Genomic DNA, 14,481 nt, shown 5'->3' on the forward strand with positions numbered 1-14,481 from the left:
TATCGCGACTGCATACGATTTGGGCCGATGGCGGTTTTGACGGTAATCCATTCCTGATGTGGGTGATGGATGTTTGTCGGTGGATTGTGGAGGTTGTGCTGCGACCAGAGCAAACCAAAGGGTTCGTATTGCTGAAAAAAAGGTGGGTTGTTGAACGAACATTTGGCTGGCTCATGGGGTACCGTCGATTGGTTCGAGACTATGAGTTATGGCCAGAAACTTCGGAGACATTTATTTACCTGGCCATGATACGAATCATGGTGAGGCAGTTAGCATAAAATCTGACCCAGGAAGACTTTTAAAACATCCTCTTACAGCTTCGTTTTCATCGTGAGACATTCCTTTCCAAGGCGCGATCGCCCATCCAATTAATGCGCCCTCATCAGGGCTAACTTTCTCCAGTGCGATCGCCCCAAAACACCCCTATTCAAAACATCGTCGTAGGTTTATAACCGCCATCAAATTCCAGAGTTTTGGTCTAACATTCACTACAACGGACGCACGGGCGATCGCTCGTGGAGCTCGCCTAATGGTGCCCAATGGGGTGCGAGACTTCGCTGATCACCTTACTGCAAGGATTTCAGGACTGGTTTGATGCAGTTTGGATGCGTGGGTACTTACCTATCGCTATCTTCGAGACACTCCAGAACATCCGTCAAAGGAGCTATCGAGACTTTCAGGAAGGTACATGATGATTTTCCAGAAGGTTTACACAAAAGCACAATGCCCCTACCGAAGCCAATAGGGGCAAGAGCACTTCATCTACTGTTTCAAGTCAGCGAGAAATTTACCCTGGTCAACGCAAATAGAATCCAGTGTTCTGATAGCATCTTCCCGGTGTAACTCTGAGTTTGAGAGGGCATACAACAACACACGCAATCTGGATCTGAGATACTCCAAATCAAAGGAGTAGTTGGGTGTTTCAGCAGGCTTGGCTGGTTTGATAGCCCCCAATCGGTCTAACGCCGCGTTGCTGATTTGGTCATCTGAGGCTCTACGTTGCTCCCAGATTTGGATCAGGGCTTTCTGGGCATCCATCCAATTTGCTAGCAAATTCACGGCTATCGCGATAGTCCTTGGGGTTAATCAGCCATACATCTTTAGAGAGAGTTTGAAAAATTGATCCGGATGCTATCCCATCAGGATCACCCGATCAATCACGTGAATCACTCCGTTATCTGCCTCAATGTCAGCAGCCACAACGGTTGCATTCTTAACCTCAAACCCATCTGAGCAGTGAATCGGAATCGGAGACCCCTCCACGGAGGTCACACTCTCTAGTTTTGCCAGATCAGATTGCATCAATCGACCCGGCACCACATGGTAGGTGAGAATGCGTGTCAGTTGGGGAATATTTTGCACCAGGGTGGTGATGGTTCCAGGCGGCAATTTAGCAAAGGCTGAATCTGTGGGCGCAAAAACCGTGAACGGGCCAGGACTTTTCAAGGTTTCGACTAAGTTAGCTGCCTGAACAGCGGTCACAAGGGTTGTGAAGTTATCAGCAGCCACTGCAATCTCAACGATATCAGCCATGTGTTTTCCCCGCTGTACAACTACGTCTCCAGGGATCGTAGCTAATTTAATCGGACTTGGAAAATCCGTTTCAAACCCGATCGCTGAATCTGGAAAGTCCTAAAAATAGATATTCTACGCTAGTCCTGCACAAAGCAAGCCTCAGATTGACTGCTGTTAATCGCTGTCATTTTGTAATCCAATGATGGTAGTAGAATCCCACGGGCATGATTGTCAGTGGGAGGGGGACACCGGAGATCCAGGGTTGACATTCCCAGGCAAGGCTTTGAGAAACACCCGAATCAGTTGGTAGCCCCCAGCGTGCCCCAGGGTTTGGTAGTGTCCTGTTTGCAGCCCCATAGCTGCAAACCGTTGAGGTTGCGACAGGATCAAGACCGTTGTAGGAGTCGATTGACCCACGATTTGGCCCAGGTAACGGATCGCTCCCTTGTTGCTGCTGATGTATTTGACGGGCTGCTGGGTATAAAAAACCAGACTGGGTTTCTTGAATCCCACCATCACCAAGGGTTCCGCCGGACGTTGAACCTGGGTAATGACTTGGGCGAGTTGCCGCAGGGGCAGTTGCCGTTGGGAGTCGAGAAGGAAGAGGAGGGGCTGTACCGTTGCGGCCAAAAAGGTAAGAAAACCCAGCACCATCACCAACCACAGCCAGAAGGGACGCTGATATTTCAGGAAAACCCCAGCCAGCAAAGCCGTGCCAGATAAGATCAGACCCCCCCCTACTGAGAATGCCTGATTGCTGGAGAACTTGGGGAAAATCTGGGAGGGCTGGATCGGCACCCAAGAGTTGGGGACCGTAGCCCAACACGCCAGCCAACAGCAATAATAACGACACCGCAACCAAAGTGCTCCACTGGAAACTCCGCGACCCTGCGTCACCTGTCAGCTGTTGACTCCACCAGAGGGCGACCAGAATGGCAGCAGCGGGCATCAAGGGCAGAACATAACTGGGGAGTTTGGTAACAGCAATGGTAAAAAACAGAAACACCCCCAAAAACCAACAGAGGGCAAACAGGCCCAGTTGGGCGCTACGGGGTTGTTGTTGCCAATGATGACGCTGCCAGCCTCGGATCTGGGCGATCGCTCCAGGCAGATAGGGTGACCAAGGGGCAAAACCCCAGCAACACAATCACGAAATAAAAGTACCAGGGCGCTGCATGGCGGTTGACCACGCTGGTAAACCGTTCCAGGTTGTGATAGCCAAAGAAGGCTGCCAGATAGGCTTCGCCATGCTTCCAGGTAACCAAGAGATACCAGGGCAAACTGATCCCGGCAATCAGTACCCCCCCCATGGCAACTGCATTTCTCGCCATACCGCCCGCCCCTGTCCAACATAGAGGACAAAACTGCTAATAATCAGTCCGGGTAAGACAATCCCCACCGGGCCTTTGGTGAGAATTGCCAACGCTATGAGACCGTAGCAGGTGAAGTACCAACGCCGTTGAACAGGCGGACAATCAGCCTGGGCATAGCCACAGAAAAAGGCCAGCAGCGATCCATCCATACAGGCAGTCAGCAGCATGTCAGATACGCCTGTCCGGGCCCAAGTGATAAACAGCGGATTCAGGGTTAGGACGGTGGTGCCAATCCAGGCTACCAGCCAGGGTTGCAAGGGTTTGGGGACAGCGGCAGCGGCGGGTGAATCTGGAGGGGCAGTCATTGCAAATTGTCTGAGAGTGTACCCGAGCAGTGCGACGAGGGCGATCGCAGCCAGGGCAGAGGGCAGACGAGCAGCCCAGGTATTGACCCCCAAGCCTTGATAAGCGATCGCCATCAGCCAGTAAATCAGCGGTGGCTTGTCAAAGCGGGTTTGTCCATTGAAATAGGGGGTGAGCCAGTCCCCCGTCACCGTCATCTGGCGAGCCGCTTCGGCAAATAATGGCTCCGTCTCATCCACCAAACCAACGCTGCCCAAATTCCAGCAGAACGCCATCCCGCCGATGCCCACTACCCACAGCCCAAGAGCGACCCAGGCGATCGCGGGGTACTGCTCCCACAGCTTCCAGAACTGGGTATGGCTTTTTATGAACTTGAGTTTCATCAACCGCCTCAAACCTTAACCACGATTCCGTCTTACACTGTAGCGGCAAAGGCTACCGCTCCCAGATCTTGTCCTCCGTCAACTTTTAGGTGAGGGGTCAAGCGTTTTCCAGGGGTGATTTTTTGAGGGTTTTCACCCCCTGAAAAATTCTTACCAGACCCTTAGGGCTTGAAGATGAGTTGCCACTCCGACTGGTGGGGATTCCAGACCGGCATGGCCGTTGCCCCCACAACATAAGGACCCCAGTAAAGCCGGGAACCATCTTGGGCAAAGGCGACGAGAATATCCCCGCGTTTTACCCGCAGGGATCCCTCCGGTAAGGACAGCAACAATCCCTGACTACTGCCCTCTTCAGGAGCAAAGTCCCAATGGGCAGGAGGGTCATAGGGGGCAGGAGGACTGGCCGTTGCAGCAGCGGAGCGTTGGGCCAACAGTGCCAGTCGAATCGGATGGTCGGTTGGGTTACTGACGCGAAGTTTACCAGGAGGGGCAGGTGCCGTAGGGGATTGGGTAGCCTGGCTGAGCAGGGGACTGGCTGGGGTCACCCTAGGCTGGGGCGATGGTACCAACAGCTCCGGGTCATCCGGTACGGGATCAGCCCTGGGCATCGGAGTTTCGGTCACCGGAGTAATCCAGACATCAATCTGAAATCGCCCCAGCAACAGGAGTGTCAGACCTATCAATACCGTGATGCCAGCGATGGCGATGAGGGTTGGATATACTTTCGTCTTATCTGTGAGTTTGCCCTGAGCCACGTTTCGTTACCTACCCACCGGGCAGCGTATTGGGGATGGGAGCACCGGGGCAATCCGTCGTGATCTAGCGAGGCTGCACCCCGGAAATTTGCGAATTGCTAGAAGACATCGCTGATACTAGCGATGGTGCGGCAAGACTTGTGTTCCTATCGTTAGGATATCCTTTCGGTTATGGCATTGACACTATATTTAAAGGCATCTTCCCAGCCAAAATTATCCGATGCAAAACACCCGTCTCAATGGTTTAGTGGAGTCCATCGGCCAGCAAATAGGGCAACAGTTCCGTAACCCTTGGCGGCGTCTAGCCTTCTTGGTGATGAGTCTGCTGTTAGGGTTCTTTCTGGGAACTGCGATCTCCACCATCTCCGGCCAAACGGCGATCTGGGATATTTCTGCCGCAGCCCTGCTCGTAGTGATGACGGAAGTGATCAACCGCATCGTCTATGGGAAGGCTTGGCCTCACTCCCTACTGCTGGAAGGCCTCAATAGTGTCAAGATTGGCATTATGTATGGACTCTTTGTGGAAGCCTTCAAATTAGGCAGTTAAGCGGTTGCGCCGCCAAACCGCCTATGACTAGGCGTGAAATCCTTGCAGAAAGGTAATCAGTTTGGAAAAATGAATGCTGATTAGCTTAACCCCCTCGGAATCTGTCAAGCCTATTTTTAGGCATTGCAGACGCTCTAAAAATATGTTCCCATCCGGGTGCTTGGGATTTTTGCAACTGAATCCAATCAAAGTTGGCAAACCACTAGGGCGGCGTGATCTCGGGTGAGACAAATGGGGTACCCCAGGTTTCCCAGTTTTCTTGGTTAAAGGGGGATTTCCAACGGCGAATCAGACTGGCTTCTAACTGCTGGCGGGGACGGGGGGCGGCGGGAGCATCCCACCAAAATACCGTGTTAATGGCGGTTGGCATCTGATGCTGAAAATGTAAACTCTGGTAGTTGAGCACATAGCGCTTGCAGTCGTGATCCCCTTGCCAGCGGCGATGGGTACGGCAGGTTTCCCCAATGTAAAGAATCAGGGACACGGTTGAGTCCAGCACAAAATAAATGCAGGCATCTTGGGCGGAGCGATCGCTGGGCCACTGAAAGAAGAAGAAATTATGGAGTTCCAGGGTAAAGGGATCGATGTCTGCTGCTTCAACACGCGGATTAATGCTGTCAAAGAGGGTACCCTGCCGGAGAACTTGCTCCGTTCTCACCTGCTGCTGCGCCTGGGCGATCGCCGCTTTCCAACGCTGGAGTGCTGGCTGATCCATCTGCCAAGGGGGTTGTTGCGGTGGCAGGACAAAGCCCCGCATCTGGGCCTCAGAAAAGAGTAGGGGCTGTTGGGGGGCAGGTTCCACAGGGGGACTCCGGGGGAGAATCAGAGAAGCGAGTCTGGCATGAAAGGTCGGCGTCGTCGAGCCGCGAAGCTTGTGAGAGCAGCGAAGTGATGCCTGCTGCAAGCAGCAGGGATGTTCATTGTGATTGTGAAAGGCTCTGGAGGTTACTTCCTGTTCATCTAAATTTTTGGGGCATCTGGGCGATGGTCATTGGCGTAGCTGCTCCTCAGTTGCTAGATTGCCCTCTGACCATCGCAGCCATGCATCTAGATCAGCGGCACTGGAAAAGTCCAACAGTGCCTCACCCAGAGATTCCAGTTCGTTAAGAGCAAGGGCGCGGATTTGGGATTCGGTTGCAGGGGTGATCTGGCCAATGCGACGGTTGAGTTGACGCAAGACAAGATTTAACCCCTCTTCTTGACGGCCTTCTTGACGGCCTTCTTGACGGCCTTCTTGAAGAGCTTCTTCTCGCCACTCTTGATAAATCACTGATTGCTGCATGATGTCTCTCCGAAGCACCTGATTAATCACATCTGTTTCCAATAATAACCCCGCCAAAATCCCCGCAGCGGCTGCTACATTGCTTTGCACCCTGGTTTCTGAAATTGTCTCCACTTGCTGAGCAACCTGGCGTAGCGTCTCTGTTCTATCTAGGGTTTGAGTCAAGACAGCCAGCGGTAACAACCCCCTTGACTTCAGAAACAATTGAGTTGGTTGCTCCCAGAGGCGGATGACCTCAAATTCATGACGAGTCCCTGGAATTTCAAACACAGTTTGTTGCACTAATGCAGAATTGGAAGGGGTGAGATAAACCACCACCTGTCGCATTTGCTTTTTGGGAAACCGTCGAAAAACTCTCAGGCGATAATCCACCATTCTGAACCCCATGGTGGAATCCGGTTGGGTCTGAAATTCGATGTGGAGGATGACTTCATCTGAGTTGAGTAAAATCAGCGAGTCTGCACGAATCGGCTCGATCAAAAGTTCAGAAGGACTCAGTGAGGTGAGGGTAATCGGTTTCCCCAGCAGCCAGGATGCAAAATCTTCAGGAAAGCTCTCCGCCAGGAACTTACAAGTGTTATCAAACATGGAGCGATTTTAACAGATGACGAAGTTCATCCCTGGTGTTTACGATGGTCGCCCATGCACGCATCAAGGCTGGGCATTTGACCTCAGAACCCAAGCAGTCGAGTAACGAACTCGGATCGCCGAGAAAAATTGTTAAACATTTTACAAAATAGCTCCACCTCTGGAGAAAATAGCCTCAGGACTGAGGCTTGGAAGTCAGATCGCCGAGAAAAATTGTAAAACATTTTACAAAATAACTCGATGATTGGACTCTGGAACTCGGATCGCCGAGAAAAATTGTAAAATGTTTGACAAAATAGCTCCACCCTTGGAGAAAATAGCCCGATCGCTCCTCCAAAGAACTCAAATATCTCTGATGCAGCCCTATGAAAAGTAGTCTTGAGCAATACGGGAGGTTACTCTCGCGATCGCTATGGCAAGCATGGTCTATGTTTACCAGAAATATATTCATAATTGCCCAGAGGCTCAGGCAATACCGCACCACCGTTATGGGGTGATCTCAAAAACCCATGACACTGGCAACCTCAGCCAAAGTGGGTTCAACGCCCTGTTTGAATTGATTCATACAGTGTTGGATCGCACAATCAGGATCTTTCAGACCATTCCCCGTCAGCACACAGACAACGGTTGCCCCCGTCGGAATTTGCTCTTTCAGCTTCAACATGCCAGCCACCGAAGCGGCACTGGCAGGCTCACAGAAAATCCCTTCCCGAGCAGCCAACAAGCGGTAAGCTTCTAAGATCTCAGCATCGGTGACCGCCGTATAAGCACCCTGACTGGCTTCTTGCACTGCGATCGCCCGCTGCCAGTTCGCTGGGTTGCCAATTCGAATGGCCGTTGCCAGGGTTTCTGGATGACTAAAGGCGGTTCCGGTGACCAGGGGGGAAGCTCCCGCAGCTTGAAATCCCATCATCCGTGGGAGGAGATCGCAGCGTCCCTGCTGATGATATTCACAAAATCCCATCCAGTAAGCGGTGATATTCCCGGCATTGCCCACCGGGATGCACAACCAATCCGGGGCATCTCCCAAAACATCAACGACCTCGAAGGCGGCGGTTTTTTGCCCCTCCAATCGATAGGGGTTGACGGAGTTGACCAAGGTCACTGGGTAGGTAGCGGCCATCTCCCGGACAATTTCTAGGGCTTGGTCAAAATTGCCCCGAATTGCCAACACCTCAGCGCCATATAGCAGGGCTTGCGCCAACTTCCCTAGAGCCACATACCCGTCGGGAATCAGCACAAACGCCCGTAGACCACCCCGACGGGCATAGGCCGCCGCTGCTGCGGAGGTATTCCCGGTGCTGGCGCAGATCACCGCCTCTACTCCAGCTTCTTTGGCTTTAGAAATGGCGAGGGTCATCCCCCGATCTTTGAAGCTGCCCGTGGGATTGAGGCCATCGTATTTGACAAAAACTTGAACTTGGCGACCAATCTCTTGGGCGATCGCCGGAACTGGAATCAGGGGGGTATTGCCTTCATGCAGAGTGACAATCGGAGTCTGGTCACTGACGGGTAAATAGCTGCGATAGGCAGCAATTAATCCCGGCCAACCGTGAGCCTTCGAGGTCGAAGTGGGAACTTGGGAAGCAGAATAGGAAACCAGGGGCACAGTAGGTTAATGAGCAGCGGCTTGCAGGAGATTAACCTTCACCTTAGCTGGTTTTTGGACCGTTAAAAAAAGGCGGTGGTCAAAGACCCCTCTGCGAGCATCCCTGGGTTGATCACCTTTTGAGTCCAAATCAATTCATTCCAGGCAGACGCCCTGAACTCAGCCCCTGAGGATCTAGGCAAGCCCCTTACTCACAAGTCACCTCCTAAAGTGGGTAATTGGGCAGTCTGGGAATGCTTGTGTGTCTCAAAAGCGCTAACAATAGAATAGAAGAGGGTTGCCTACTGCTGACCACCTCTTGATCTCAGCGTTTAACCCCTTGTCTACCCAGGAGTTCCCCAGAGTGGTTACCCACGTTCCCCCCAGTACCTACGAACCTCGCACCCAAGATATTGCCAGAACATTGCTGGCTGCAACCCGTGAGCATCGATCCTTTTTGGCTCAGGTGCGGGATCAAATGCGCTGGGACGATAAATTACTCGCTTGGGCGATGGGCAATCCAAATTTACGGGTGCAACTCTTTCGCTTCATTGACTGCCTCCCCGCTCTCCATAGCAAAGCAGAGATTGCCCGCCACCTGCAGGAATATCTCGGAGATCCCACGGTCGAGCTACCCGCAGCCCTCAAAGCCATGCTCAACTTTGCCAACCCCGACTCGATGCCGGGGCAGTTGGCCGCGACAACGGTCTCTACGGCGGTGCAAACCCTGGCCCATAAATACATTGCTGGGGAAAACATTCAACAGGTGATCAAAACGGTCGAACGCCTGCGGCGGGAAAAAATGGCCTTCACCGTTGATCTGTTGGGGGAAGCGGTGATCACAGAAGGGGAAGCCCAAGCTTATTTAGAGAGTTATTTAGAGCTGATCAGTCAATTAACCACCGCCGCTAAAAACTGGACAACGATTCCGGCTATAGATCAGGCCGACTCAGAAGCAATTCCCAGGGTGCAGGTTTCGGTGAAGTTGACGGCCTTTTATTCCCAATTTGATCCCCTGGATGTTCAGGGGAGCCAAGCTCGGGTCAGCGATCGCATCCGGCTGCTGCTACGCCGTGCCCAAGGGATGGGGGCAGCGGTGCATTTTGATATGGAGCAGTACGCCTACAAAGATTTAACCCTGGCAATTCTAAAGCAAATCTTACTGGAGGATGAATTCCGCGATCGCACCGATATTGGCATTACCCTGCAAGCCTATCTGCGAGACAGTGAACAAGACCTGCAAGGTCTGATTACCTGGGTTCAGGAGCGGGGCCACCCCCTGACGGTGCGCCTGGTTAAGGGCGCTTACTGGGATCAGGAAACCATAAAGGCTAGCCAAAAACACTGGTCTCAGCCCGTTTTCAACCACAAGGCAGCCACGGATGCCAACTTTGAGCGGCTCACCCAGATGCTGCTGGAGCATCATCCCTACCTCTATGCTGCGATCGGGAGCCATAATGTGCGATCGCAGGCGAAGGCAATGGCGATCGCCGACAGCTTACAAATTCCCCATCGCCGGATTGAACTACAAGTGCTGTATGGCATGGCCGATCGACTGGCAAAGTCCCTGGTGGATCAGGGATATCGGGTGCGCGTCTACTGTCCCTACGGAGAATTGATTCCGGGGATGGCCTACCTGATCCGCCGCCTGTTAGAAAATACCGCCAACAGTTCCTTCCTGCGCCAAAGTCTGGAAGAACGCCCCCTAGAGGAATTACTGGCACCGCCCATTGTCCCCCCCGTTGCCGCTGACTCCGATATCCCGCCGACTGCGGGGGGATTTGTGAATGTGGCCGATCGGGACTATGCTGACCCCACCCAACGAGAGCCAGCCCTGGGGGCCATTCAACAGGTGCGACAGCAGTTGGGTAAAACCTATTGGCCCCTGATCAAAGGGGAATACCAAACCACCGCTGCCACCATTGACTCGGTGAATCCCTCTCACCCCAGCGAGGTGATCGGCAAGGTTGGACTGGTGAGCATCGATCAGGCAGAACATGCCCTACAAGCCGCCAAAGCCGCCTTTCCCAGTTGGCAGCGCACCCCCGTTGCCAAACGGGCGGGGATGCTACGGCAGGCGGCGGCGTTACTGCAACAGCGCCGCGATCAGTTAGCGGCTTGGATCGTGCTAGAAGTGGGTAAACCGCTCCAGGAGGCGGATGCAGAAGTCTCAGAAGCCATCGACTTCTGCCACTACTATGCCGATGAAATGGAACGGCTGCTGTCAGGCTACAACTACGATCTGCCTGGGGAAACCAACCATTACCATTACCAGCCACGGGGCATTGTGGTGGTGATTTCCCCCTGGAATTTCCCCCTAGCCATTCCCACTGGCATGGTGGTGGCCGCCCTGGTGGCGGGTAACTGCACCCTCTTGAAACCTGCCGAAACATCCTCTGTGATCACGGCGAAACTAACGGAAATTTTAGTGGAGTCGGGGATTCCCCGAGGAGTGTTTCAACATCTTCCCGGCAAAGGCTCCACGGTCGGTGCCTACTTGGTGAAGCATCCCAATGTCCACATGATTACCTTTACTGGCTCCCAGGCGGTTGGCTGTCGCATCTATGCGGAAGCGGCACTACTGCAACCAGGCCAGAAGCACTTGAAGCGAGTCGTGGCGGAGATGGGGGGCAAAAACGCCATCATTGTTGATGAAAGTGCCGATCTTGATCAAGCAGTCCAGGGGGTTGTCGACGCTGCTTTTAGCTATAGCGGTCAGAAGTGTTCTGCCTGTTCCAGGGTGATTGTGCTGGCTCCCATCTATGAAGTCTTCCTGAATCGCCTAGTCGAGGCTGCCCGATCGCTGAATGTGGGGGCTGCGGATCACCCCAGTACCCAGGTTGGCCCGGTGATTGACGCTAATGCCCGCGATCGCATTCGTGACTATATTGCGGCGGGTCGGGATGAAGCAACGGTTGCCCTGGAAATGTTAGCCCCAGACTCTGGCTATTTCATTGGCCCGATAATTTTTTCCGAGGTTCCTGCCGATGCCAAGGTTGCCCAAGAAGAAATTTTTGGCCCCGTGCTCTCGGTTCTGCGAGCGAACAGCTTTCCAGAGGCGATCGCTCTGGCAAACGACACCCCCTACGCGCTGACCGGGGGTCTATATTCCCGCACCCCTTCCCATATTCACCAGGCAGAGGTTGAGTTTGAAGTAGGTAACCTATACATCAATCGTGGCATCACCGGAGCGATTGTAGCTCGCCAGCCCTTTGGTGGCTTTAAGCTATCTGGGGTTGGCTCTAAAGCCGGTGGGCCAGACTATTTACTGCAATTCTTAGAGCCTCGGGTGATTACCGAGAATATCCAACGCCAAGGGTTTGCCCCTATTGAAGGAGCGGATTAAAGCAGGGAATCCCAAAGGCTAAAATACTCTTCGGCACTAATCACCTGGCCGTCTAGCATATCGTCCAGAAAATCCAGCACTGCCATTTCGGCAATGGTGCGGTTAACGTACCGTCGGCCTGCGAGGATGGCTTTCTGGGGAGAGGCATAGTGCCGCCAATCTGAAAAATGGTTTCCCTGGGTATCGCACCACTCGAAACAAAAGCTCCCCTTGCTCAGCCTCACGGCTAGGGCGTAGCCACGATAATTTTCCTGAATCAGGGCAGACATATTTAGCATAGGAGTACCGGGAACACGATGGTTCTAATATGACTCCCTACAACGACAGGGGCAGTGATTGCGAACACGGAGGGCAATGATTTACCGCACCTTTAGACAACTTTACAGAATCACCCCAACAGCTTTCAGGATCAGCGGTGAGTGTACTCCTGCGTTCTCTCCTATACCATGCCCAGTCAGGCATCTCCCACCGCAGCGGGGCGGGGAGTTAGTCATCCCTGGAATGCCTTGATTAGGCCAATAACTGATACTGATAAATCTCTGGTGGCGAGGCGAGGAAGTCAGCGCTTGCCAGAAAAGCTTGTTCTACATGGGCGGAGATGAGATGGGCATTTAATGCTGCCTCGCTGGCCCATGCCTCCACAAAGACAAACTGCGTAGGGTTAGCTGGACTTTGCCAGAGTTCATAGGCGAGACACCCAGATTCCTGGCGTGTCGGCTGAATCAACTCCAACAGCACTGCCTGGAGCGCCGCTTCCTTACCCGGACTAGCGACGATGTGGGCCAATACCCGAATCATTGACGATGACATCTGTAACCTTCCCTGGTGTTCAGTTTTTATCCACAAGACGGACTTTGAGGGGACTCAAACCTTCCGCATCCCCCGACGAATCGGATCAAATCCTGGCGGAAACTGGGTGGTGCTAGAGTAAATGGCTCCTTTGAGATTTGCTCCCAATAGGTTAACCCCCCGCAGATCGGCACCCTGGAGCTTGGTCTCTAGCAGATTGGCGCCTCGGAGATCCGCCCCAGTTAAGTTGGAACGGCGCAAACTGGCTCGGATCAGGGTTGCCCCTTCCAGATTGGCCTGCATCAGTTTGGCATCCCGGATATCGGCATCCTCAAGATTTGCCAGGGTGAGGGTGGCACGTTCTAGGTTGGCCCTATCTAAGTCCACTCGCTTGAAATTGACCGATGCCAGATTGGCCTGACTCAGATCCGCATTTTCTAGCTTGGCTTGACTCAGATCACACCCTGGACAACTGGCAGGATGGGTGGCTACTAGTTTTTGCAGACTAGCAATGTCTAGCCCCAAGGCAGGGTTGGGTTCTGAAAAATTTACCCACACCCCCGTCAGCCCGAGGACGATCACCAGCAGTATTGACCCACGCTTCTGTGCCATGGTTAGGGGTTAATCTATACTTAACTGCGATCGCGCGGCCTGCAAGGCCTGCCGTACCTGGGCAAACCCGGTTCCCCCATAGCTATTGCGGGCAGCCACGACCTGTCGGGGTTCAATGGCTTGGTAGATATCAGCCGCAAAGTCGGGGTGCAGGGCTTGCCATTCCTCCAGACTCAGATCCTTGAGCAGTTTTCCGGCTACCAGACAGGTACGCACCACTTTGCCTACCAAGTTATAGGCTTCTCGAAACGGGACGCCTTTAGCCGCCAAATAATCGGCGACATCGGTGGCGTTGGAGAAATCTTCCGCAACGGCCTCGGCGAGCCGCTCGGTTCGAAACACCAGTCCTTCCCGCAACAAAATCGTCATTGCTTCAAGACAGGACTGCACGGTTTTCACGGCATCAAAAATCGCTTCCTTATCTTCTTGCAGATCTTTGTTGTAAGCCAGGGGTAATCCCTTCATCAACACCAACAGCGCTTGCAAATGTCCTAAAACCCGTCCGGTTTTGCCACGGACTAATTCGGGTACGTCGGGGTTTTTCTTCTGCGGCATAATGCTGGAGCCCGTGGCACAGCTATCCGTGAGGGTCACAAAGCCAAATTCTTGGGAAGCCCAGAGAATCACCTCTTCTGAAAGGCGGCTGAGATGCACCATGATCAGACTCGCCGCACCCAGAAATTCAATCGCAAAGTCGCGATCGCTGACCCCATCGAGACTATTGGCATAGACCCCCCCAAACCCTAGCAACTGGGCTGTGTAGTGACGGTCAATGGGAAAGGTGGTACCCGCCAATGCCCCACATCCTAGGGGGGAAACATTCACCCGCTGATAGATTTCACCGAGGCGTTCCCAGTCCCGCTGAGCCATCTGTAAATAGGCCAAGAGGTGATGGGCTAAACTCACGGGCTGGGCTCGTTGCAAGTGGGTGTACCCAGGAATCAACGTTTCAACGTGTTGCTCAGCCAAGGTGAGCAAGATGCCCTGAAACGCTCGCAACTGATGGCGAATTTGGGTGATTTGTTCTCGCAGGTACAGGCGCGTGTCCGTTCCCACCTGGTCATTGCGAGATCGGGCGGTGTGCAGTTTTTTGCCGACTGACCCCACCAATTCCGTGAGTCGGCGTTCCACTGCAAAGTGAACATCCTCGGCATCAATTCCAGGTTGAAATTCCCCCTGACGGTACTCTTGGCGAATTTGCTCCAAACCAGCGACCAGCTGCGCTCCTTCATCTGGGGTAATAATCCCCGTGTGAGCTAGCATCTGGGCGTGAGCCTGGGAGCCAGTCAGATCGTACTCAATTAACTCCATATCAAAATGGATGCTGGCATTAAACCGGGCGATCGCAGGATGGAGAGCCGACTCAAAGCGTTGGCTCCAGGTGGATGCTGTGTTCATTG

At 53.3% G+C, this 14,481-nt stretch carries 15 protein-coding genes; 3 read left to right on the forward strand and 12 right to left on the reverse strand.

All coding sequences use genetic code 11. The features are described 5' to 3' along the window. The coding region (locus DO97_RS16405) for an IS5 family transposase (protein ID WP_036535479.1) at positions 1-278 on the forward strand (278 nt) is incomplete at its 5' end. An 853-nt stretch (positions 279-1,131) separates the two neighbouring features. On the opposite strand, the gene DO97_RS16415 is transcribed toward DO97_RS16405, so the two are convergent. The 5 genes from DO97_RS16415 to DO97_RS16425 all read right to left on the reverse strand — a co-directional run bounded on the left by DO97_RS16415 (position 1,132) and on the right by DO97_RS16425 (position 4,329). Next, the gene (locus tag DO97_RS16415) at positions 1,132-1,533 is read right to left on the reverse strand and encodes a fasciclin domain-containing protein (protein ID WP_036535482.1); all 402 of its coding nucleotides are present in this window, start codon (positions 1,531-1,533) and stop codon (positions 1,132-1,134) included. A gap of 213 nt (positions 1,534-1,746) precedes the next feature. Further along, positions 1,747-2,412 (reverse strand): hypothetical protein, encoded by a 666-nt coding sequence (locus DO97_RS25415; RefSeq protein ID WP_204368694.1) that lies wholly within the window; start codon positions 2,410-2,412, stop codon positions 1,747-1,749. Positions 2,413-2,561: 149 nt separating this feature from the next. Next, positions 2,562-2,846: a hypothetical protein gene (locus tag DO97_RS25420; protein WP_204368696.1), complete on the reverse strand. Its 285-nt coding sequence runs from the start codon at positions 2,844-2,846 to the stop codon at positions 2,562-2,564. Then, entirely contained in the window at positions 2,810-3,574 is a 765-nt protein-coding gene (locus DO97_RS25425; RefSeq protein ID WP_204368697.1) for an ArnT family glycosyltransferase, read from the reverse strand. The genes DO97_RS25420 and DO97_RS25425 overlap by 37 nt, the downstream gene beginning before the upstream one ends. Positions 3,575-3,735: 161 nt before the next feature. Next, entirely contained in the window at positions 3,736-4,329 is a 594-nt protein-coding gene (locus DO97_RS16425) for a hypothetical protein (protein ID WP_052128865.1), read from the reverse strand. Positions 4,330-4,549: 220 nt separating this feature from the next. Here DO97_RS16425 and DO97_RS16430 point away from each other — a divergent pair, with 220 nt between their 5' ends. Beyond that, the gene (locus DO97_RS16430; protein ID WP_036535484.1) at positions 4,550-4,876 is read left to right on the forward strand and encodes a DUF565 domain-containing protein; all 327 of its coding nucleotides are present in this window, start codon (positions 4,550-4,552) and stop codon (positions 4,874-4,876) included. Positions 4,877-5,078: 202 nt separating this feature from the next. Here the strand turns inward: DO97_RS16430 and DO97_RS16435 are convergent, their stop codons facing one another. The 3 genes from DO97_RS16435 to thrC form a co-directional block, all read right to left on the reverse strand. Next, complete coding sequence (locus tag DO97_RS16435; RefSeq protein WP_036535487.1) at positions 5,079-5,678, reverse strand: hypothetical protein; 600 nt, start codon at positions 5,676-5,678, stop codon at positions 5,079-5,081. 186 nt (positions 5,679-5,864) lie between these two features. Then, on the reverse strand, positions 5,865-6,746 hold the full coding sequence (locus DO97_RS16440; protein WP_036535490.1) for an Rpn family recombination-promoting nuclease/putative transposase: 882 nt from the start codon (positions 6,744-6,746) through the stop codon (positions 5,865-5,867). A 499-nt stretch (positions 6,747-7,245) separates the two neighbouring features. Next, positions 7,246-8,355, reverse strand: coding sequence for a threonine synthase (gene thrC / locus DO97_RS16445; protein WP_420805889.1), 1,110 nt, complete (start codon positions 8,353-8,355; stop codon positions 7,246-7,248). Positions 8,356-8,698: 343 nt separating this feature from the next. Here thrC and pruA point away from each other — a divergent pair, with 343 nt between their 5' ends. Next, entirely contained in the window at positions 8,699-11,680 is a 2,982-nt protein-coding gene (gene pruA, locus DO97_RS16450; protein WP_081980815.1) for an L-glutamate gamma-semialdehyde dehydrogenase, read from the forward strand. Here the strand turns inward: pruA and DO97_RS16455 are convergent. From DO97_RS16455 to argH, 4 genes are all read right to left on the reverse strand, one after another. After that, a complete protein-coding gene (locus DO97_RS16455) occupies positions 11,677-11,949 on the reverse strand; it encodes a hypothetical protein (RefSeq protein WP_156120627.1) in 273 nt (90 codons plus the stop codon). The two genes, pruA and DO97_RS16455, sit on opposite strands and share 4 nt — an antisense overlap. Before the next feature lie 241 nt (positions 11,950-12,190). Then, positions 12,191-12,490 (reverse strand): putative quinol monooxygenase, encoded by a 300-nt coding sequence (locus DO97_RS16460; RefSeq protein ID WP_036535496.1) that lies wholly within the window; start codon positions 12,488-12,490, stop codon positions 12,191-12,193. A 54-nt stretch (positions 12,491-12,544) separates the two neighbouring features. Then, positions 12,545-13,081, reverse strand: a complete 537-nt coding sequence (locus tag DO97_RS22500) for a pentapeptide repeat-containing protein (protein ID WP_072016484.1) — start codon at positions 13,079-13,081, stop codon at positions 12,545-12,547. A 9-nt stretch (positions 13,082-13,090) separates the two neighbouring features. Next, a complete protein-coding gene (gene argH, locus DO97_RS16470; protein ID WP_036535498.1) occupies positions 13,091-14,479 on the reverse strand; it encodes an argininosuccinate lyase in 1,389 nt (462 codons plus the stop codon). Positions 14,480-14,481 lie beyond the last annotated feature (2 nt).

Source organism: Neosynechococcus sphagnicola sy1 (assembly GCF_000775285.1).
Classification (GTDB): domain Bacteria; phylum Cyanobacteriota; class Cyanobacteriia; order Neosynechococcales; family Neosynechococcaceae; genus Neosynechococcus; species Neosynechococcus sphagnicola.

Bases quoted from the DNA above. Each gene is read 5' to 3' on its own strand.
- DO97_RS16415 (WP_036535482.1), bottom strand. From the start codon at position 1,533: ATGGCTGATATCGTTGAGATTGCAGTGGCTGCTGATAACTTCACAACC.
- DO97_RS25420 (WP_204368696.1), bottom strand. From the start codon at position 2,846: ATGGCGAGAAATGCAGTTGCCATGGGGGGGGTACTGATTGCCGGGATC.
- DO97_RS25425 (WP_204368697.1), bottom strand. From the start codon at position 3,574: ATGAAACTCAAGTTCATAAAAAGCCATACCCAGTTCTGGAAGCTGTGG.
- DO97_RS16430 (WP_036535484.1), top strand. From the start codon at position 4,550: ATGCAAAACACCCGTCTCAATGGTTTAGTGGAGTCCATCGGCCAGCAA.
- DO97_RS16440 (WP_036535490.1), bottom strand. From the start codon at position 6,746: ATGTTTGATAACACTTGTAAGTTCCTGGCGGAGAGCTTTCCTGAAGAT.
- DO97_RS16455 (WP_156120627.1), bottom strand. From the start codon at position 11,949: ATGTCTGCCCTGATTCAGGAAAATTATCGTGGCTACGCCCTAGCCGTG.
- DO97_RS16460 (WP_036535496.1), bottom strand. From the start codon at position 12,490: ATGTCATCGTCAATGATTCGGGTATTGGCCCACATCGTCGCTAGTCCG.
- DO97_RS22500 (WP_072016484.1), bottom strand. From the start codon at position 13,081: ATGGCACAGAAGCGTGGGTCAATACTGCTGGTGATCGTCCTCGGGCTG.
- argH (WP_036535498.1), bottom strand. From the start codon at position 14,479: ATGAACACAGCATCCACCTGGAGCCAACGCTTTGAGTCGGCTCTCCAT.